The 18,410-nt window shown below is 70.1% G+C and carries 18 protein-coding genes, 2 tRNA genes and 1 riboswitch; of the genes, 6 read left to right on the forward strand and 14 right to left on the reverse strand.

Annotated elements, in window-relative coordinates; translation table 11 throughout:
• Positions 1–93 precede the first annotated feature (93 nt).
• The 4 genes from Q0937_RS07740 to Q0937_RS07755 all read right to left on the reverse strand — a co-directional run bounded on the left by Q0937_RS07740 (position 94) and on the right by Q0937_RS07755 (position 1,013).
• Positions 94–465 (reverse strand): hypothetical protein, encoded by a 372-nt coding sequence (locus tag Q0937_RS07740; RefSeq protein WP_299301909.1) that lies wholly within the window; start codon positions 463–465, stop codon positions 94–96.
• A gap of 142 nt (positions 466–607) precedes the next feature.
• Positions 608–683: transfer RNA gene (locus Q0937_RS07745), tRNA-Ala, on the reverse strand.
• Positions 684–732: 49 nt separating this feature from the next.
• A complete protein-coding gene (locus Q0937_RS07750) occupies positions 733–918 on the reverse strand; it encodes a DLW-39 family protein (protein WP_299301912.1) in 186 nt (61 codons plus the stop codon).
• A 21-nt stretch (positions 919–939) separates the two neighbouring features.
• Positions 940–1,013, reverse strand: a tRNA-Ile gene (locus Q0937_RS07755).
• A gap of 272 nt (positions 1,014–1,285) precedes the next feature.
• Between Q0937_RS07755 and Q0937_RS07760 the strand changes: the two genes are divergently transcribed.
• From Q0937_RS07760 to Q0937_RS07780, 5 genes are all read left to right on the forward strand, one after another.
• A complete protein-coding gene (locus Q0937_RS07760; protein WP_299301914.1) occupies positions 1,286–1,996 on the forward strand; it encodes a fasciclin domain-containing protein in 711 nt (236 codons plus the stop codon).
• 89 nt (positions 1,997–2,085) lie between these two features.
• Positions 2,086–2,478 (forward strand): sigma factor, encoded by a 393-nt coding sequence (locus tag Q0937_RS07765; protein ID WP_299301917.1) that lies wholly within the window; start codon positions 2,086–2,088, stop codon positions 2,476–2,478.
• Positions 2,415–2,717 carry a sigma factor-like helix-turn-helix DNA-binding protein gene (locus Q0937_RS07770; protein ID WP_363323213.1) on the forward strand — a complete coding sequence of 101 codons (303 nt, stop codon included), beginning with the start codon at positions 2,415–2,417 and terminating at the stop codon, positions 2,715–2,717. The genes Q0937_RS07765 and Q0937_RS07770 overlap by 64 nt, the downstream gene beginning before the upstream one ends.
• Complete coding sequence (locus Q0937_RS07775) at positions 2,714–3,577, forward strand: anti-sigma factor (RefSeq protein WP_299301921.1); 864 nt, start codon at positions 2,714–2,716, stop codon at positions 3,575–3,577. The genes Q0937_RS07770 and Q0937_RS07775 overlap by 4 nt, the downstream gene beginning before the upstream one ends.
• Entirely contained in the window at positions 3,574–5,187 is a 1,614-nt protein-coding gene (locus Q0937_RS07780; protein ID WP_299301924.1) for a molybdopterin-dependent oxidoreductase, read from the forward strand. The genes Q0937_RS07775 and Q0937_RS07780 overlap by 4 nt, the downstream gene beginning before the upstream one ends.
• A 24-nt stretch (positions 5,188–5,211) precedes the next feature.
• On the opposite strand, the gene Q0937_RS07785 is transcribed toward Q0937_RS07780, so the two are convergent.
• Positions 5,212–6,000: a hypothetical protein gene (locus Q0937_RS07785; RefSeq protein ID WP_299301927.1), complete on the reverse strand. Its 789-nt coding sequence runs from the start codon at positions 5,998–6,000 to the stop codon at positions 5,212–5,214.
• Positions 6,001–6,094: 94 nt separating this feature from the next.
• On the opposite strand from Q0937_RS07785, the gene Q0937_RS07790 reads away from it, so the two are divergent.
• Positions 6,095–6,601, forward strand: a complete 507-nt coding sequence (locus Q0937_RS07790) for an aminoacyl-tRNA deacylase (protein WP_299301929.1) — start codon at positions 6,095–6,097, stop codon at positions 6,599–6,601.
• Here the strand turns inward: Q0937_RS07790 and Q0937_RS07795 are convergent.
• The 9 genes from Q0937_RS07795 to recF all read right to left on the reverse strand — a co-directional run bounded on the left by Q0937_RS07795 (position 6,588) and on the right by recF (position 18,409).
• The gene (locus Q0937_RS07795; RefSeq protein ID WP_299301932.1) at positions 6,588–7,145 is read right to left on the reverse strand and encodes a DUF3566 domain-containing protein; all 558 of its coding nucleotides are present in this window, start codon (positions 7,143–7,145) and stop codon (positions 6,588–6,590) included. The two genes, Q0937_RS07790 and Q0937_RS07795, sit on opposite strands and share 14 nt — an antisense overlap.
• 3 nt (positions 7,146–7,148) lie before the next feature.
• Entirely contained in the window at positions 7,149–9,977 is a 2,829-nt protein-coding gene (gyrA, locus tag Q0937_RS07800; protein ID WP_299301935.1) for a DNA gyrase subunit A, read from the reverse strand.
• Between the two features lie 85 nt (positions 9,978–10,062).
• A complete protein-coding gene (gene gyrB, locus Q0937_RS07805) occupies positions 10,063–12,111 on the reverse strand; it encodes a DNA topoisomerase (ATP-hydrolyzing) subunit B (protein WP_299302497.1) in 2,049 nt (682 codons plus the stop codon).
• Between the two features lie 496 nt (positions 12,112–12,607).
• Complete coding sequence (ribH, locus tag Q0937_RS07810) at positions 12,608–13,108, reverse strand: 6,7-dimethyl-8-ribityllumazine synthase (RefSeq protein ID WP_299301938.1); 501 nt, start codon at positions 13,106–13,108, stop codon at positions 12,608–12,610.
• Positions 13,105–14,355 (reverse strand): bifunctional 3,4-dihydroxy-2-butanone-4-phosphate synthase/GTP cyclohydrolase II, encoded by a 1,251-nt coding sequence (locus Q0937_RS07815; RefSeq protein WP_299301941.1) that lies wholly within the window; start codon positions 14,353–14,355, stop codon positions 13,105–13,107. The genes ribH and Q0937_RS07815 overlap by 4 nt, the downstream gene beginning before the upstream one ends.
• The gene (locus tag Q0937_RS07820) at positions 14,355–14,966 is read right to left on the reverse strand and encodes a riboflavin synthase (RefSeq protein ID WP_299301944.1); all 612 of its coding nucleotides are present in this window, start codon (positions 14,964–14,966) and stop codon (positions 14,355–14,357) included. Before Q0937_RS07820 ends, Q0937_RS07815 begins: the two co-directional genes overlap by 1 nt.
• A 43-nt stretch (positions 14,967–15,009) precedes the next feature.
• On the reverse strand, positions 15,010–16,071 hold the full coding sequence (gene ribD, locus Q0937_RS07825) for a bifunctional diaminohydroxyphosphoribosylaminopyrimidine deaminase/5-amino-6-(5-phosphoribosylamino)uracil reductase RibD (RefSeq protein ID WP_299301946.1): 1,062 nt from the start codon (positions 16,069–16,071) through the stop codon (positions 15,010–15,012).
• Positions 16,072–16,196: 125 nt separating this feature from the next.
• Positions 16,197–16,326, reverse strand: a riboswitch (FMN riboswitch).
• Positions 16,327–16,406: 80 nt separating this feature from the next.
• Entirely contained in the window at positions 16,407–17,153 is a 747-nt protein-coding gene (locus Q0937_RS07830; RefSeq protein ID WP_299301949.1) for a DUF721 domain-containing protein, read from the reverse strand.
• On the reverse strand, positions 17,150–18,409 hold the full coding sequence (gene recF, locus Q0937_RS07835; protein ID WP_299301952.1) for a DNA replication/repair protein RecF: 1,260 nt from the start codon (positions 18,407–18,409) through the stop codon (positions 17,150–17,152). Before recF ends, Q0937_RS07830 begins: the two co-directional genes overlap by 4 nt.
• Between the last annotated feature and the right edge of the window lies 1 nt (position 18,410).

Genomic DNA, 18,410 nt, shown 5'->3' on the forward strand with positions numbered 1-18,410 from the left:
AGCCGGCGTCCGAGAGCGGGCAGCCCGGTCGAGATCTCGCCGCAGCTGCACCTTGAGGACACGAGCACAGGACGGCCCGACGGGTCGGGCTGGTCAGGCGAGGGGCAGGGTGTGATCCTCGATCAAGCCCTCCGGAGAATCCGGATCGGACACCTTCGTCACGGCGGTGAGCAGCAGCACCGTATCCGCGAGGGCCGTGACGCCACGTCGCTGGGAAGGCATCTGGTGCAGATCGCCCCGCTGCAGGACAAAAGGCTCTTCGGCCTCGATCCGTACAGCACCGGCGAGCAGATAGAGCGAGGCCGGAACGTCCGACTGGTGCGGAGCCAGACGAGCTCCCTCCACGAGGGCGACGATGGACTGCTGCAGGGGTCCGCTGCGGACGACTCGATCCGACGCCACCCCTCCCGGCGTCTCTCGCGCCCTGTCGATCGCTCGGGTGGACACGCTGGTGATGGCAACCATGACTCTCCTTCGACAAGGAAGAAATAGATATCTTGGCTAAGTTTCTGCGAAGGTGGTCACTCTATACCGGGAAAGGTGCGCCAGGCCGGCCCTACGCACACGAAAGCAGAAGGCCCCTCCCGGAGGAGAGGCCTTCTGCAGGTGGTGGAGACTAGGGGGGTCGAACCCCTGACCTGAAGCTTGCAAAGCTACCGCTCTACCAACTGAGCTAAGTCCCCATATTCGATTGTCCCGATCCTACCGCTGCACGCTGCGGCAGGCTGCGGATCAGCCGCGAGCTGCGGAGGTCGGCTGAGCCTGCTTCGCGGCAGACGCATCCTGCTCGGCGGAGACTCGCTCCGCCTCGCTCCACAGATCGTTGCGGATGCGGTCGGATTCGACCTTCCGCCAGGTGAGGATCCCAGCGATCGACGTCCCGAGCAGGACGACGGCGGCGGTGACGAACTTCTTCATGCGTTCCTCCGATCCTCGAAGTGGGCCTAACTGGACTTGAACCAGTGACCTCTGTCTTATCAGGACAGCGCTCTAACCGACTGAGCTATAGGCCCATGGGGCTGATCTCCGAATCGTACCGGTGTCAGCCACCGACGAGCTACGTTACCGCGACCCAGGGCGCCGCGTCCAACCCGGCCGACCGGGTGTTCCCGAGGTCACAGCGCCACCCCCGTCGGCCGCTCCGGGTCCGTCTGCCGGCCGTTCCCCGCAGATGCTCACCAATCCGCTCCACCGCCCGCTCCGAACTGCTGGTGTGACGCCACCCCGGTGACGTTCCGTGGCCGGGTCCCCCGAACGCGACAGAAGCTTGACAAAGGAGATCGTCATGAACGCTCGCACACTTCTTCCCCGCATCGGGGCCCTGGCGGCCACGGTCGCGCTGATGAGCGCCTGCTCCGGTGGGATGACCGAGGACCCGTCCTCTGCCGAGGGCGGCGAACAGCCCGCGACCTCGCAGAGCGAGGGCAGCGGGATGGCGTCCGACGGGGGTGGGATGGCGTCCGACGGCGGCGGGGATATGGATCCCGCCGCGAACCTCGTCGGCGCCGGCTGCGCCGACTATGCGGAGATGGTGCCCGACGGTGCCGGCTCCGTGGAGGGCATGGCCCAGGACCCGCTGAGCGTGGCCGCCTCCAACAACCCCATCCTCACCACCTTGACCTCTGCGGTCTCCGGCGAGCTGAATCCGGACGTGAACCTCGTCGACACCCTCGACGGTGACGAGTTCACCGTGTTCGCCCCGGTGGACGACGCCTTCGCCGCGATCCCCGAGGCGGACCTGAACGCCCTGGCCGGAGACGCCGAGGGCCTCTCCTCCGTGCTCACCTACCACGTGGTCCCCGGTCAGATCTCCCCTGAGGAGATCGCCGGCACCCACACCACTGTGCAGGGCGATGACGTCGAGGTCACCGGCAGCGGCGACGATCTGATGGTCAACGGTTCCACCGTGATCTGCGGCGGCGTGACCACCCAGAACGCAACCGTCTACCTGGTCGATACCGTTCTGATGCCGCCGTCGATGGCAGACGCCAGCTGACCAGCGCACACTGGGCAGACGCAGTGAGCGGGCGGGGGCATCGACCCGATGGCCCCCGCCCGCTCGACCCGTCCCCGAAGGAGCTGTGAATGGCGCACGACCTTCCCGAGTCATCCGCCGAGCGACGGCCACCGCCGCAGCCGGACAGCGGAGGTGACCTGGCGGAGGGACCTGATGCTCCCGCTCTCCCCGAGCTGCTGTCCCGCGTCGCCCGAGGCGATGAGGACGCCTTCTCTCGTCTCTATGACGACACCTCCTCGTTGCTGTTCGCGCTGATCAAGCGCGTGGTCAGGGATGTGTCGATCAGCGAAGAGGTGCTCCAGGAGGTGTACGTGGAGATCTGGAAGCAGGCTCCCCGATTCGACGCCCGCGCGGATCCGCTCACGGCTGGATCTGCACCATCGCCCACCGTCGCGCCGTGGATACGGTCCGCTCCAGCGCCGCCGCTCGCCGCCGCGACTCCCAGGAGGGGCTGCGCATGATCCAGGAGGAAGTCGTCGACGTGCAGGAGGAGGGCATGATGAGGGTCGAGGCACAGCGCGTGAAGACAGCGATGGGCAGACTGAGCAGGCTGCAGGCCGATGCGATCCGCCTCGCGTACTTCGGCGGCTTCAGCCACTCGGAGGTGGCGAAACTTCTGGACATCCCCGTCGGGACGGCCAAGACACGAATCCGGGACGGCATGATCGTCCTCCGCGACAGCTTGGGGGTGACCTCGTGAACGATCAGCAGCATGACATGACCGGTGCCTGGGCGCTGAACGCCCTGGATGCCGAGGAGCGCGCCCTGCTCGAGGAGTTCCTCGCCCAGGATCCCGATGCCGCCGCCGAGGCCCGCTCCTTCGAGGAGACCGCCGGTGAGCTGGCTCATGGCCTCGCACCGCAGACCCCCCGCCCAGCGCTCAAGCACGCACTGATGGCGCAGATCTCGCAGACCCGCCAGCTGTCGCCGGAACCGGACGCAGGTGCCGACTCGGACGTCGAGCCGGCGACCTCCACGGAGAGCCTCGCTGCGGTCGAGCGCGACACCGCTGTGCACGATGCTCTGAGTCCCGACGCGACCGTGATCCCCCTGGACCGCTATCGCTCCCGCACCCGCTGGCTCTCCGTCGCCGCCGGGGCGCTCCTGGTCACCTCGATCGCCGGCTTCGGCCTCTGGGGCACCGAGCGCGCCGCCCAGCAGGAGACCCGGGAGACCCTCGCGGCGCTGGAATCCGCGCAGGCCGATGCAGAGCAGGAGAACCAGATGGTCTCCACGATCATGGCCTCGGATGATGCCGCCCACCTCACGGTCCCCTCCGATCAGGGCGGCTCCCTGCAGCTGATGTACTCCCGTGAGCAGCAGGCGATGATCGTGCAGGGAGCGAACCTGCCGGACCTGCCCGAGGGTGAGGTGTACCAGCTCTGGATGATCGACGGCTCCGGCGACATCGCGAGCGCCGGGCTGCTCGACGGTCCCGCTGACGCGGTGATGCAGGAGGTCGCGATCCCCGAGGGCGTGACCCTCGGCCTGACCATCGAACCCGCCGGCGGCTCGGTTCAGCCGTCGATGGACCCGATCGCGAGCGGGGTGCTGACATGACCACCCCTACCCGGAGCGGTGCCCACCCCCGCGGTGATTCCCACCCCCGCGGCAGCGCCCATCCCCGCGGCGGGGCCCCCATCTGGTCCGCCGTGACCGGGGTGGTGGCCGGGATGGTGCTGGTAGCCGTCGCGGAGCTCGCCTCCCTCGCCTTCAGCGCCTCCTCCACACCGTTCGTGGCCGTCGGCGGCGCCTTCGTCGACATCGTGCCGCCGGCGGTGAAGGACCTGGTGATCAGTCTGTTCGGCACCTGGGACAAGGTGGTGCTGTTCGCCTCGATGATCGCGGTGTACGCCCTGCTCACGGCTCTGATCGGACGTCTCGGGGACACCCGCCCCCGTTCCGCCGCCGCCCTGCTGGCCGGCCTCGGTGTCCTGGCGATGGTCCTCGTGGTCACCCGCGCCCAGAACTCGGTGCTCGACCTGCTGCCCACCCTGGTCGGCACCGTGGTCGCCGTGCCCACCTTCCTGCTCCTGCTGCGGGCCGTCCACGCCCCGGCAGGCGCTGACGACGCAGACGACTCGGGAGCTCGCTGGACGCGCCGTCGGTCGCTGCTCGGCGTCGGCGCCGTCGGTCTGCTCGCCGTCATCGGTGCGGGCGCGGCGCGGGGGGTCACCGCGAGCCGAGAGGTCGCCCGTCGGGCCGCGCAGTTCGTGCTCCCCACGCCGCGCACCACCGCAGAGCCGATTCCGGAGAACGCCCAGGTGGACCTCGAGGGGATGCCGCCCTTCGTCACCCCGAATGCGGACTTCTATCGGATCGACACGGCGCTCGCGGTGCCGAGGGTGGATCCCACCACCTGGGAGCTGCGGATCCACGGGCTCGTCGAGCGGGAGCTGACGCTGAGCTTCGAAGAGCTGCTCGCAGAGCCCATGATCGAAACGAATCTGACGCTGACCTGCGTCTCCAATGCGGTCGGTGGCGACCTCGCGGGCAACGCCGTCTGGCTCGGAGTTCCCGTGCGCACGCTGCTCGAGCGGGTCGGGGTCAAGGACGGGGCCGATATGGTGCTCTCCCGCTCGGTCGACGGCTTCACCGCCTCCACCCCGCTCGAGGCGCTCACCGACTCCCGCGACTCCCTGATCGCCGTGGGCATGAACGGTGAGCCGCTCCCGGCGGAGCACGGCTACCCGGTGCGGATGGTGGTGCCGGGCCTGTACGGCTACGTCTCCGCGACCAAGTGGCTCACCGAGCTCAAGGTCACCCGCTTCGCCGATGACGTCGCCTACTGGTCCACCCGGGGCTGGTCCGAGCGCGGTCCGATCAAGATCGCCTCCCGCGTGGACGTCCCCCGCTCCTTCGGGGATCTCCAGCCGGACGCCGACGGGGCCGTGATGCTCGGCGGCACCGCCTGGGCGCAGCAGCGCGGCATCGCGACCGTGGAGGTGCGGATCGACGACGGCGACTGGCGCGAGGCCGAGCTCGGTGCGGAAGTCACCCCGGACACCTGGGTGCAGTGGTCGCTGCGCTGGGAGGAGGCATCGCCCGGGGACCACAGCATCATGGTCCGCGCCACCGACGGCGAGGGCGAGGTGCAGACCGAGGAGCGGGCGAACCCCGCGCCCGACGGCTCCAGCGGCTGGCACACGGTGCGCTGCACGGTGGTCTGAGCCGCACCGACGGGGGCTCGCCGGTCAGCGGGGCAGACCGTCCTCGGCGACCAGGTCGTGGGCGATGACCAGCTCATGCAGGGCCGCCGGGGAGGTGGCCAGCGCAGCGCAGATCTCAGCCGCGTCGCCGTGGGTCAGCAAGGATCCGGTGAGTCCCACGAGCTCGTCGAACATCTCCTGCTGGCGATGGCGCAGGGGGATCGGCTGCTGCTCCCGAGCGATCACGCCCCAGAGCGAGGCGTAGACGTCGAAGTGTGCGGGCTTCTCACCGGTGGCGAGCGTCAGCGGGAAGTCGTCTGCGGACAGCCGCACCCGGTCGTAGTTCGGTTCGGTGGCGTCGACGACCTCGAGCTGCTCGTCGTCGAACCAGGTCGCGACCAGCTCCATCCGCTCCCCCACGGCACGGTACGGGGCGGCGGGCACATACCCAGGCGCGGCGGTATGAGCGACGTGCCCGACGGCGAGGTCCCGCACGGTGCAGCGCACGAAGGGCGTGGTCACCGAGATGCGGCGACCGGAGCGGTGGTACTTGCGGGCGATGGTCTGCGGGGTCTGGTTGGAGCCGACGGCGACCACCAGGGTGCGCTCTGCCAGCGGTGCCACCCCTTCGGCGGCGAGAGCCTGGTCGATCGCGGAGGTATTGATGAGCGCCTCCTCGAGCTGCTCGCTCGGGGCCTCCGCACCGCCGCTCGGGTCCAGCTCCACGATGCCCTCGCTCAGCAGCAGGGCCGAGCGCACGGCCGGTCCGAGCCACGGGTAGTCCTCCGGAGCGGCGAGGGCAGGGGTCACGGCGATCATCGTGGAGGAGGACATCCTTCGACCATAGCGAGGTCGATGCGCTGACCCCAGACCATCGCGAGGAGGCTCACCTGAGCTCTGCCGCAGACCGCGGGCCTACGCTGCGCCCATGAGCGAACAGCGTGCGATCGACGCCCTGGAGGCCTCCGGCCTCACCTACGAGATCACCCGGCACGGCCGGGTGGGGTCCCTCGCCGAGGCGGCCGCCGCTCGCGGTGTGGAGCCCCGCGACATCATCAAGACCCTCGTGGTGCGACGCGGCGAGGGTGACTTCCTGTTCGTGCTGGTCCCCGGCGATCGCGAGATCTCCTGGCCGAAGCTCCGGGCGCTGCTGGGCGTCAACCGGCTCTCGATGCCGGACAAGGAGGTCGCCAAGGAGGTCACCGGCTACGAGCGCGGCACCATCACGCCCTTCGGATCGACCACCGCCTGGCCCGTGATCGCGGACCTGGACCTCACCGGTGACCCGCAGCGCACGATCTCCCTCGGCGCCGGCGCCCACGGAGTCGCGGCCACCGTCCCCGCCGAGTCCGCCCTCGCCCACCTCGACGCCCAGATCGCCGACATCACCGACCTCGCCTACGCTCCGGGCGGCTCGAGCCTCACTCGTCGGTGAAGGTCATCTTCAATCCGCCCAGCAGCGCCGCCACCAGGTTGTAGAGGAAGGCCAGCAGCGTGCCGAGGGCGGTGATGATCACGACGTTCACCACGGCGACGATGGTGCCGTAGCTGGTCATCTTCGAGAAGCTGAAGAACTCCATGAAGGGCAGCGGCTCGCCGCCGTTCAGGGAACGGCCCAGCTCGTCGAGCTGGTCCCACATGCCGATCGCCTCGACCAGGTTCCACAGCAGCACCACGGCGACCACGGTCGCGATGCCGATGGCGATCGCAGCCAGGAAGGACAGCTTCATCACCGAGAACGGGTCGAGCCGGGCCAGGGTCAGGCGCACGCGGCGGGGGCCGCGACGCTCCTTCTCCGCCGGGTTCGAGATCCCGCTGGTCTTCTTCGGGCTGCGGCTCGCGCCCTTGGCCGCGGAGCCTCGGCCTGTGCCCATCGAAGACTCCGTCGGCGAGGAGGTGCCCTCGAACGCCGGGAGCTTGGTGGTGGACTCGGCCGGGCTGGGAGACCCGGAGGCTGTCCTGGAGTCACTGGTGCTCACGGATCACTCCTGATTCGGGTCGGCTTCGCCCTGCGGCGACTGGTCGGACTCGTCAGAGCCTAGAACATCGATCTGGTCGGCCACACCCTCGGCCGCGTCCTGGGTGGAGATCTCCACAGCATCCTCGCCTGCTCCGTCCGCGGTGCTCGCGGCGCTTTCGGTGCCCGCGTCGGCGTCGATGATCTCGGGCGCCTCGGCGTCCTCCTCGTCGACCTCTGTCTCCTGACCGGTGGTCACCAGCAGGATGCGGTCTCCCTTGTCGGGTTTGGCGAAGACGACGCCCATGGTGGTGCGGCCCTTGGCGGGAACCTCGGCGACCTTGGAGCGGACCACGCGGCCGCGCTCCATGACCACCAGCAGCTCGTCGGACTCCTCGACCACGGCCGCGCCCACCAGGTGACCGCGGTCATCCGGCAGCTTCGCGACCCGGATGCCCAGGCCGCCGCGGCCCTGCAGCCGGTATTCGTCGACGCTGGTGCGCTTGGCGAAGCCGCCGTCGGTCACTGTGACCACGAAGGTGTCCGGACGCACCACGTCCATGGCCAGCAGCTGGTCCTCGTGGCGGAACTTCATGCCCGATACGCCGCTGGTCGCACGACCCGTCGGGCGCAGCGTGCCGTCATCGGCCGGGAAGCGCACGGACTGGCCGTTGCGCGAGACCAGCAGCAGGTGCTCGTCCCCGTTCACCGCACGGGCGTCGATCACGCGGTCCGGGCGGGCGCCCTCGGCCCCGTCGATGTCCCGCAGGTTGATCGCGATGATGCCGCCGGTGCGGTTCGAGTCGAAAGCACTCATGGCGGTCTTCTTGACCAGGCCCGACTCGGTGGCGAGCACGAGGTACTGGGCGTCCTCGTAGCTGTCGATCGCGAGCACCGAGGCGATGCGCTCGTCCGGCTGGAAGGCCATCAGGTTGGCCACGTGCTGGCCCTTCGCGTCCCGCGGCGCCTCGGGCAGCTCGTAGCCCTTGGAGCGGTAGACGCGGCCCTGATTGGTGAAGAACAACAGCCAGCGGTGGGTGGTGGTGGTGAAGAAGTGCTCGACCACGTCGTCCTCGCGCAGCGAGGCGCCGCGCACCCCCTTGCCGCCGCGCTTCTGGGCGCGGTACTGGTCCTCGCGGGTGCGCTTGACGTAACCGCCGCGGGTGATGGTGACGACCACATCCTCCTCGGGGATCAGGTCCTCCATCGCCATGTCGCCGGCGAAGGGGAGGATCTGGGTGCGGCGGTCGTCGCCATAGCGGTCCACGATCTCGGCGAGCTCCTCGGAGACGATCTCGCGCTGACGCTCGGGCGAGGCCAGGATCGCGGTGTACTCCTCGATCAGGGCCTGCAGCTTGTCGTGCTCCTCGATGATCTTCTGGCGCTCGAGGGCGGCCAGGCGGCGCAGCTGCATCGCGAGGATCGCATTGGCCTGGATCTCGTCGATCTCGAGGAGGTCGATCAGGCCCGTGCGGGCCTCGTCGACGTCCGGCGAGCGGCGGATCAGCGCGATGACCTCGTCGAGCGCGTCGAGCGCCTTGAGGTAGCCGCGGAAGATGTGGATCTGCTCCTCGGCCTTGCGCAGGCGGAACGTCGTACGACGCACGATGACGTCGATCTGGTGCTTGGTCCACTCGCGCACGAAGGAGTCGATCGACAGGGTGCGCGGCACACCGTTGGCGAGCGCCAGCATGTTCGCGGAGAAGTTCTCCTGCAGCTGGGTGTGCTTGAAGAGGTTGTTCAGCACCACCTTCGCCACGGCGTCGCGCTTGAGGGTGATGACCAGGCGCTGGCCGGTGCGGCCCGAGGTCTCGTCGGTGATGTCGGCGATGCCGCTGATCTTGCCGAGCTTGACCATCTCGGCGATCTTCCGCGCGAGGGTGTCGGGGTTGACCTGGTAGGGCAGTTCGGTGACCACGAGCGACATCCGGCCGTTGATCTCCTCGGTGGAGACCACGGCGCGCTGGGTGATCGACCCGCGGCCGGTGCGATAGGCGTCCTCGATGCCGGAGGTGCCCACGATGGTGGCGCCGGAGGGGAAGTCGGGGCCCTTGATGAGGCGCAGGCAGGCCTCGAGCAGCTCGGGCTTGGTGGCCTCGTGGTTGGTCAGCAGCCACTGGGCCGCGTCAGCCACCTCGCGCAGGTTATGCGGCGGGATGTTGGTGGCCATGCCGACGGCGATCCCGGAGGAGCCGTTGACCAGCAGGTTCGGGAAGCGGGCGGGCAGCACGACGGGCTCATCGACGGTGTTGTCGTAGTTGCCCTGCATGTCGACCGTCTCCTGGTCGATGTCGCGCACGAGCTCGAGGGCCAGCGGGGCCATCTTGCACTCGGTGTACCTGGGGGCGGCGGCGCCGTCATCACCGGCGGAGCCGAAGTTGCCCTGGCCCAGGATCAGCGGGTAGCGCATCGACCAGGGCTGCACGAGGCGCACCATGGCGTCATAGATGGCGCTGTCGCCATGGGGGTGGTAGTTGCCCATGACCTCGCCGACGACCTTCGCGGACTTCGAGAAGGAGCGGTCGGGGCGGTAGCCGCCGTCGTACATCGCGTAGACGATGCGGCGGTGGACGGGCTTGAGGCCGTCGCGGACGTCCGGCAGGGCCCGCGAGACGATGACGCTCATCGCGTAGTCCAGGTAGGAGCGCTGCATCTCCTGGTTCAGGTCGACCTGGGTGATGCGGTCCACCTCGTGCTCGTCCAGCGGATCCACCAGGGTGACCGTGCGCGAGGCGGCCTCCTCGGAGGAGATCTCGTGGGCGCCCTCGGGCGTCTCCTGGCCTCCGAGCCCGGCGCTCTCCGCCGGGGTCGGGTCCTGATCGGGGCTGGTGGGGTCCTGCGGGGTGTCACTCATGGGGCACAAGGCCTTTCAGATGGGGCCGATGGGTCAGGGACTCCCGGGGGCGCACGGCGGGCCGGCGCCGCCCCGGGGCCGACGATCAGATGTCGAGGAAGCGGACGTCCTTGGCGTTCTCCTGGATGAAGCGGCGCCGGGACTCGACGTCATCCCCCATCAGGACGGAGAAGATGGTGTCCGCATCGGCGGCCTCATCGACCGTGACCTGCTTCAACGTGCGCGTGTTGGTGTCCATGGTGGTGGACTGGAGTTCCTTCCAGTCCATCTCGCCCAGGCCCTTGTAGCGCTGGATGCCGTTGTCCCGGGGGATCCTGCGGCCCGCCGCACGACCGGCCTCGAGGCGCTCGTCGCGCTCGTCGTCGCTGAAGACGTACTCGTGCGGGGCGTTGGTCCACTTCAGGCGGAACAGCGGCGGCATCGCGATGAACACGTGCCCCAGCTCGATCAGCGGGCGCATGTAGCGGAACAGCAGCGTGAGCAGCAGGGTACAGATGTGCTGGCCGTCGACGTCGGCATCCGCCATCAGGATGATCTTGTGGTACCGCAGCTTGGTGGCGTCGAAGTCCTCGCCGATGCCCGTGCCGAAGGCGGTGATCAGGGACCTGACCTCCTGGTTGTCCAGGGCCCGGTCCAGGCGTGCCTTCTCGACGTTCAGGATCTTTCCACGGATGGGCAGGATCGCCTGGGTGCGCGGATCCCGGCCCATCACGGCCGAGCCGCCGGCGGAGTCGCCCTCGACGATGAAGATCTCGGACTCGGCGGGGTTGCGCGAAGCGCAGTCACGCAGCTTGCCCGGCATGCCGCCCGTCTCCAGCGGGGACTTGCGACGGGTGGCGTCGCGGGCCTTGCGGGCCGCCTCGCGGGCGGCCGCGGCGGCCTGCCCCTTCATGACGATGGACTTGGCCTCCTGCGGGTGGGAGACGAACCAGTCCTGGAGCTGATCGGTCATCACCTTGACCATGAAGGTGCGGGCGATGGTGTTGCCCAGCTTGGTCTTGGTCTGGCCCTCGAACTGCGGCTCGCCGAGCTTCACCGAGATGACTGCGGTCAGGCCCTCACGGATGTCCTCACCGGTGAGGTTGGCGTCCTTCTCCTTGAGGAGCCCCTGGGCGCGGCCGTACCGGTTCACGATCGAGGTCAGCGAGGAGCGGAAGCCCTCCTCGTGGGTGCCGCCCTCGTGGGTGTTGATCGTGTTGGCATAGGTGTGCACCGACTCCGAGTAGGCGCCGGTCCACTGCATCGCGACCTCGACGCTGATGTGCGCCTCGGTGTCCTCGGACTCGAAGGAGATGATGTCGGGGTGGATCACCTCGGCGCGCTTGGAGGTGTTGATGAACTCGACGAAGTCCTGCAGGCCACGCTCGTAGTAGTACGAGATGGTGCGGGGTCCCTTGTCCTTCTCGGTGGCCTGCGCCTCGAGCTCGACGTCGATGAGATCGTCGTCGTCCTCAGAGGTCTCCGGGGCGCGCTCGTCGGTCAGGGTGATGCGCAGTCCCTTGTTCAGGAACGCCATCTGCTGGAACCGCTTGCGCAGCGTCTCGAAGTCGTAGACGGTCTCGTCGAAGATCTCGTCGTCGGCCCAGAAGCTGATGGTGGTGCCGGTCTCGGTGGCCTCCTCGCCCTTCTCGAGCGGGGCCAGCGGGACGCCGCGGCTGTAGGCCTGGCGCCAGACGTGACCCTGGCGGCGGATCTCGACCTCCATCCGGATGGACAGGGCGTTGACCACGGAGGAGCCGACGCCGTGCAGACCGCCGGAGACCGCGTAGCCGCCGCCGCCGAACTTGCCGCCGGCGTGCAGGACGGTGAGCACGAGCTCGACCGCGGGCTTGCCCTCGGTGGGGTGCATGTCCACCGGGATGCCGCGGGCGTGGTCCACCACGCGCACGCCGCCGTCGGCCAGGAGCGTGACCTCGATGGTGTCGCCGTGACCGGCCATCGCCTCGTCCACCGAGTTGTCGACGATCTCCTGCACCATGTGGTGCAGGCCGCGCTCGCCGGTGGAGCCGATGTACATGCCCGGACGCTTGCGGACCGCCTCGAGGCCCTCGAGGACCGTGATGTCCGAGGCCTCGTAGTGCTCCGGCGCGCGGGCCGCGCGCTCACCGGCGGTCGGCTCTGCAGGGCCGGGCATGACCGGCGCGGCGTCGGCCCCGGCAGTGGGGCCCGGCGTGCCCACGGGCACGTTCTGATCGGGCATGGGGCGGTCGCTGTCGCTCACCTGATGTGGCTCCTCGCAGTCCAGGGTCCCTCGGTCGGGAGAACGCCGAGGGTGGTTCGGCAGACCAGGAGGACGGAACCGCCGGCTCTTCGCACAGGCGGCCCACCGACGCTCGCGCGCGTGCGCGCGTGAGAAGTCCGTAGGCCACGGCGATCGAGCCGACAGCATCGAGTCCACGAGGACGTCGGAGGACGTCGGCCGAACCTCTCTGATTCTAGCGGAGATCGGCTCCTGAACCTATTCACACCGCCGCTTCTGTGGACAACGCGACCCGGAACGGCCCTCAGGAGGCCAGGAAACGGCTCGATTTCGACCCCGAGAGCCGTCGGACGGGGTCCCATACCCCTCCCCGGGTGCTGTCGCGGCACAGGGGCGCCTGGCGTACGCACACTAGGGGCCCGGACGCACCTCAGTCCCGCGGCACCTCGGAGGAGCCCCCGGAGCGCAGCCCGTTCAGCACGCTCACCGTGGTCAGCGCGGCGGCCACGGCCTCATAGCCCTTGTCCTCCCGCGAGTCCGCGAGCCCCGCCCTGTCGAGTGCCTGCTCCTCGTCGTCGCAGGTCAGCAGACCGAATCCGACCGGCACGCCGTGATCCAGGGACACCCGGCTGAGGCCGTCGGTCGCCGCGGCGCACACATACTCGAAGTGCGGGGTGCCGCCGCGGATCACGACGCCGAGGGCCACGACCGCGTCGTGATCGCGGGCGAGGGCGTCCGCGATCACCGGCAGCTCGAAGGAGCCGGGGGCGCGCACGAGGGTCGGAGCGGTGATGCCGGCTTCCGCGGCGCCTCGCAGGGCGCCGGCGAGCAGTCCGTCCATGACCTGCTCATGCCAGGACGCGGCGACGATCGCGAGCCGGGTGCCGGGCTGGGAGGGGATCGAGGTGGTGGGGCTTCCGTGGCCGCTCATGCGGTCTCTCCTTCGAGGGGGGTGGTGGGGAGGTCGGGCAGGCCGACGAGGTGGTGCCCCAGTCGGTCCCGCTTGGTGGTGAGGTAGGTGAGGTTCTCCGGGGTGGCATGGGTGGCGAGGTCAACGCTGCCGGCGACCTCGACCCCGCCGCCCACCAGGGCATGGGCCTTCTCGGGGTTGTGGGTGAGCAGCTCCACGGCCTCGACCTGGAGGTGGGCGAGGATGCCGGGGACCGCGGCGAAGGAGCGGGAGTCCACGGGCAGGCCGAGGTCGAGGTTCGCGTCCACGGTGTCCCGCCCCGCATCCTGCAGGGCGTAGGCGCGCAGCTTCTCGACCAGGCCGATGCCGCGGCCCTCGTGGCCGCGCAGCAGGATCAGCACCCCGCGCCCGGCCTGGTCGATGCGGGCCAGGGACTCCTGCAGCTGGGGGCCGCAGTCGCAGCGGCGCGAGCCGAAGACGTCCCCGGTCACGCACTCGGAGTGCACCCGGGTGAGCACCGGGGCCTCGGTGGTGACGTCTCCGCGGACCAGCACCAGGTGCTCGGCGGTGCCCTCGCGGACGGCGAGCGCCTGGAAGGTGCCGTGGGGGGTGGGCAGCGGAACCGGCGCGGTGATCTCCAGCGCCGGCTGATCCTCCCGCAGGCGGTATGCGGCGAGGTCCTCGATCGAGATCATCGCCAGGCCGTGCTGATCGGCGAACTCGCGCAGGGCGGGACCGCGCATCATCTCGCCGTCGTCGTGGACGAGCTCGACGATCATCCCCACCGCGGGCAGGCCGGCCAGACGGGTGAGGTCGACGGCGGCCTCGGTGTGGCCGCGGCGCTCGAGCACCCCGCCGGGCTTCGCGCGCAGCGGGAGCACATGCCCCGGCCGGATCAGATCGCCGGGCACGGTGTCCTCGCCGGCGAGGTCCCGGAGGGTGCGGGCGCGGTCGGAGGCGCTGATGCCGGTGGTCACACCCGCGCTCGCGTCGACGCTCACGGTGTAGGCGGTGCGCAGCGGGTCGGCGTTCTCACGCACCATCAGCGGCAGCTCGAGGGCGTCGGCCCGCTCCCCGCTCATCGGTGCGCACAGCAGGCCGCTCGAATGGCGCACGGCGAAGCCGATCAGGGCGGGGGTCGCGGCAGAGGCGGCCAGGATCAGGTCGCCCTCGTTCTCACGGTCCTCGTCGTCGACGACGACCACGGCGTGGCCGGCGGCGATCGCGGCGATCGCCTGCTCGACAGGGTCCAGGCGCAGCGTGGTCATCAGATCTCCTCGGTGGCGGGCAGCAGGTTCGCGGTGAGCTTCTCGACGTACTTCGCCAGCACGTCGACCTCGAGGTTCACCCGGTCGCCGACGTCGCGGCCGCCGAGGGTGGTGCGGGCGAGGGTCTCGGGGATCAGGCCGATCGTGACCTGGTCGCCCTCGATCTCGGCGACGGTGAGGCTCACGCCGTCCACGGCGAGGGAGCCCTTCGCCACGACGTAGCGCGCCAGACCGGCGGGCAGGGCGAGGCGCAGCAGGGTGGTCCCCTCCGCCTCCTGCCGCCCGCTGACCTCGGCGACGCCGTCGACGTGGCCCTGGACGATATGGCCGTCCAAGCGGCTGTCGACGCGCACGCATCGCTCGAGGTTCACCCGGTCGCCGGGGGCGAGATCGCCGAGGGAGGTGGCTGCCAGGGTGGTGGAGATGACGTCAGCGCTCCAGAGCTCGCCCTCGTGAGAGGTCACGGTGAGGCAGCAGCCGTTCACGGCGATGGAGTCGCCGAGCGAGATGCCGTCCAAGACGTGCGGGGAGCGGATCTGCAGGCGCGTGGGATCGGCGCCCGGAGTGAGCGACTCGACGGTGCCGAGCTCTTCGATGATGCCGGTGAACATGGTGGTCCTTCCTGGTCAGGCGAGGTGGGTCAGGCGGGGTGGGTCAGGTGGGGCGGATCGCAGAGGGCCGAGCGCGGGGGCGGAGGGTGAGACGCAGATCCGTCGGGCCCTCCGGTGAGATCAGCGGGGTCACATCGATCAGCTCGAGGTCGAGGCGGTCGGTGAGGGTGGTGATGGAGAGATCCGCGACGGCGGGCCGGCCGGCCCCCAGCAGCGTCGGGGCGAGATGGACGATCAGCTCGTCGACCAGGCCGGCCTGCAGGAAGGCGGCGGCGAGCGTGGGACCGCCCTCGAGCAGCACGTGGCGGGCCCCGCGGGCGAACAGCTCCGTGAGGGCGGCCGACGGGTCGCGGGTGAGCAGCCGGATCTCCTCCCCGGCGCCGTCGACGGCAGGCAGCGAGGGGGCCTCGCCGGTGCCCATCACGGCCCGCAGCGGCTGGCGCGGGTGCAGGCTGCCGTCGGGCCGACGGGCGGTGAGTGTGGGGTGGTCGCTCCGGGCGGTGCCGGTGCCCACCAGGACCGTGTCGCAGGTGGTGCGCAGGAGGTGGACCTCGTCGCGGGCTGCGGGGCCGGTGATCCACTGGCTGGTGCCGTCGGCGGCGGCCGCGCGGCCATCGAGGGTGAGGGCGATCTTGGCGGTGACCAGGGGGCGCTGGCGCTGCAGGCCGTGCTCCCAGCCGCGGTTCAGCGCTGCCGCGGCGGCGGCGAGCTCCTCCGGCACATCGAGTTCGACGTCGATCCCGGCCTCGCGCAGGTGCTGGACGCCGCCGCTCGCCACGGGATTCGGATCGCGGCGGGCGATGACCACCCGGCCGACGCTGGCGCTGATCAGCGCCTCGGTGCAGGGTCCGGTGCGGCCGACGTGGTCGCAGGGCTCAAGGGTGACCACGGCGGTGGCGCCGGTCAGGGGAGCGCTGGCACGGGAGAGGGCATCGGCCTCGGCATGCGGGGTCCCGGCGCCGCGGTGATGGCCCTCGGCGAGGACGTCGCCGGCAGGGCTCAGCAGCACACAGCCCACCCGGGGGTTCGGGCCCAGGGGTACAGCGGGATCGGCCGCGATCTCGAGGGCTCGGCGCAGGGCCTGCCGCTCGGCATCCTCCAGCATCGTCTCTCCTCCAGTCCGCTGCTCGCGGTCCCGGAGGGAGAGGAAGGGTGCGCGGGGACGCCGTCACCCAGGGTCACCGTGCGGCGCACCGGGGTGCGCGAGGACGGATCGCCCGAGGACGTCGTTCGCGTGCGCTTCCCATCCGGACTCTGACCGTCGGTCCAGGAGTTCCACCTGGTCAGCCGAGGGCCAGAAGCCATCGGGTCGCGGACTATCACCGCCGGCTCGGAATTTCACCGACCCCAGTGCACGCGAGCTTCATCAGCTCGTCGGGATCCACCGTAGCAGGATGCCGCCTGGAGATGACGGGGTGTGAACCGCGCATCACACCTGGCCTATCCGTACGTATCCCGGGGGCCGCGCCAGGTCACGGTGCGGCGGCCCTTCTTCCAGGTGCGCTCGGCTGCGGCGGGTCCGGTCACCTTGAGCTCCGAGATCACGTGGGATCCCACGTGCTCCTCGATCGTGGTGATCAGCTGGGGGGTGAGCATCCGCAGCTGCGAGGCCCAGGCAGAGGAGGAGGCGCTGACCACCAGCACTCCGTCGTCCAGGGACACCGGGCGGCAATGGCTCGCGAGCCGTTCGCCGACGATCTCGTCCCACTCCTCGAGCACCCTCCCGGCGTTCATCCCCGCATTCCAGCCGAGGTTCCCCAGCACCTTCTTCAGCACGTTCTCGATGCCCTGCGGATCGCGCGGGTCGGGCCGGGATCCGGAATAGCCGGGTGCCCGGCCGGACCGGTCCCGCACGTCCCTGGCCTGTGTCTTCGCGGAGATCGGGAACAGACCGCGGTCCCGCGCCGCGGCCCGGGAGCGGTTCACCGTGCGCCGCGCGAGCTCGAAGGGATCCGTCGGGATGGGAAGCTGCGGCGGATCGAAGAGCACCTCGACCGCGGCGCTGCGGGAGGCCGCGCGGTCATCAGAGGGATCGAACGGCGCCACGTCGGGCTCGGGCCCGGGCGCCGGCTCACGGCGCGGCGTGCGCTCCGGCTCGGCCGTCGGCCTGTTCGCTGTGGACCAGGTGCCGAGGTCATAGGGGTTCGCGAGGCGCGGCCGGGCGGTCCTTTCACCGCGGCCGGTCACAGCCCGCGGCCGTTCTGACGTGGCGCTGCCTCGCCCAGGCTGACCTCGACCACGTGGATCTCGCCGTCCAGGGATTCCGGGATGTCGGTGTCGTTGGCGGTGGTGATCAGCACCTGGGAGGCGCCGGTGATGATCCGGCCGAGCCGTTCGCGCCGGTGCACGTCGAGCTCGCTGAACACGTCATCGAGGATCAGGATCGGCTCGCCGTCGCCGAGATCGCCTTCTTCGAGGCGCAGCAGATCGTAGGAGGCGAGCCGCAGCGCGAGGGCGAGCGACCAGGACTCGCCATGGCTCGCGTAGCCCTTCGCCGGGAACTCGTGCAGCCGGATCTCCAGGTCATCGCGGTGGGGGCCGGTGAGGGTCACCCCCCGATCGATCTCCTCATCGTGCCGGGCCGCCAGCATCTCCAGCATCCGATCGTGGATCTCGAGGGTGCTGGGCAGGGTCCCGGGGAGGGTGCCCAGCTCGTCGAGCACCTCTGAACGGTAGAGGATGTCCGCCGGGGAGCTGACCTCGCCGCGCTGGTCAGGGGGAAGATCCAGGGCCTGTTCGGCCCCCTCGTCGGTCGCCACCCGGAGGTACGAGTAGCCGAGGTGGGGGCGCAGGCGGTTGACCAGATGCAGGCGGGCTCGCAGCAGCTCCGCACCGTGGCGGGCGAGCTGCTGGTCCCAGACCTCGAGGGTGGAGGCGGCGGAGTCTGCGGGGTCCAGGCCGCCGACGCTGCGACCGTTTCCGCCGCGGCGCATCGACCGCATCTGCTTGAGCAGGTTCCCGCGCTGCTTGAGCACCCGGTCGTAGTCGACCTTCACCGAGGCGTAGCGCGGGGCGATCACGAACAGCAGCTCGTCGAGGAAGCGGCGTCGGCCCTCGGGATCCGCCTTCACCAGGCCCAGGTCCTCGGGAGCGAAGAGCACCGCCCGGACCTCGCCGAGCAGATCCCGCAGGCGGGAGACGTTCTGTCCCTGACGGCGTGCCCGGTTGGACTTGCCCGGCGTGATCTCGAGATCGATCTGCAGCGGGCGCCCCGCCCGCAGGAAGCTCGCCCGGATGATCGCGGTGCTCTCGCCGCGATGGACGAGGGCGGCATCATGGGGGACCCGATGGCTGGACAGGGTCGCGAGATACCAGAGGGCCTCGACGATATTGGTCTTGCCCTGCCCGTTCTGGCCCACCAGCACGGTGATTCCGGGCAGAACCGGCAGAGAGAGCCGCTGGTAGGAGCGGTAGTCGGTGAGATCGAGCGCGGTCAGCTGCACA

Source organism: uncultured Brachybacterium sp., assembly GCF_947500705.1.
In the GTDB taxonomy this organism is placed as follows: Bacteria; Actinomycetota; Actinomycetes; order Actinomycetales; family Dermabacteraceae; genus Brachybacterium.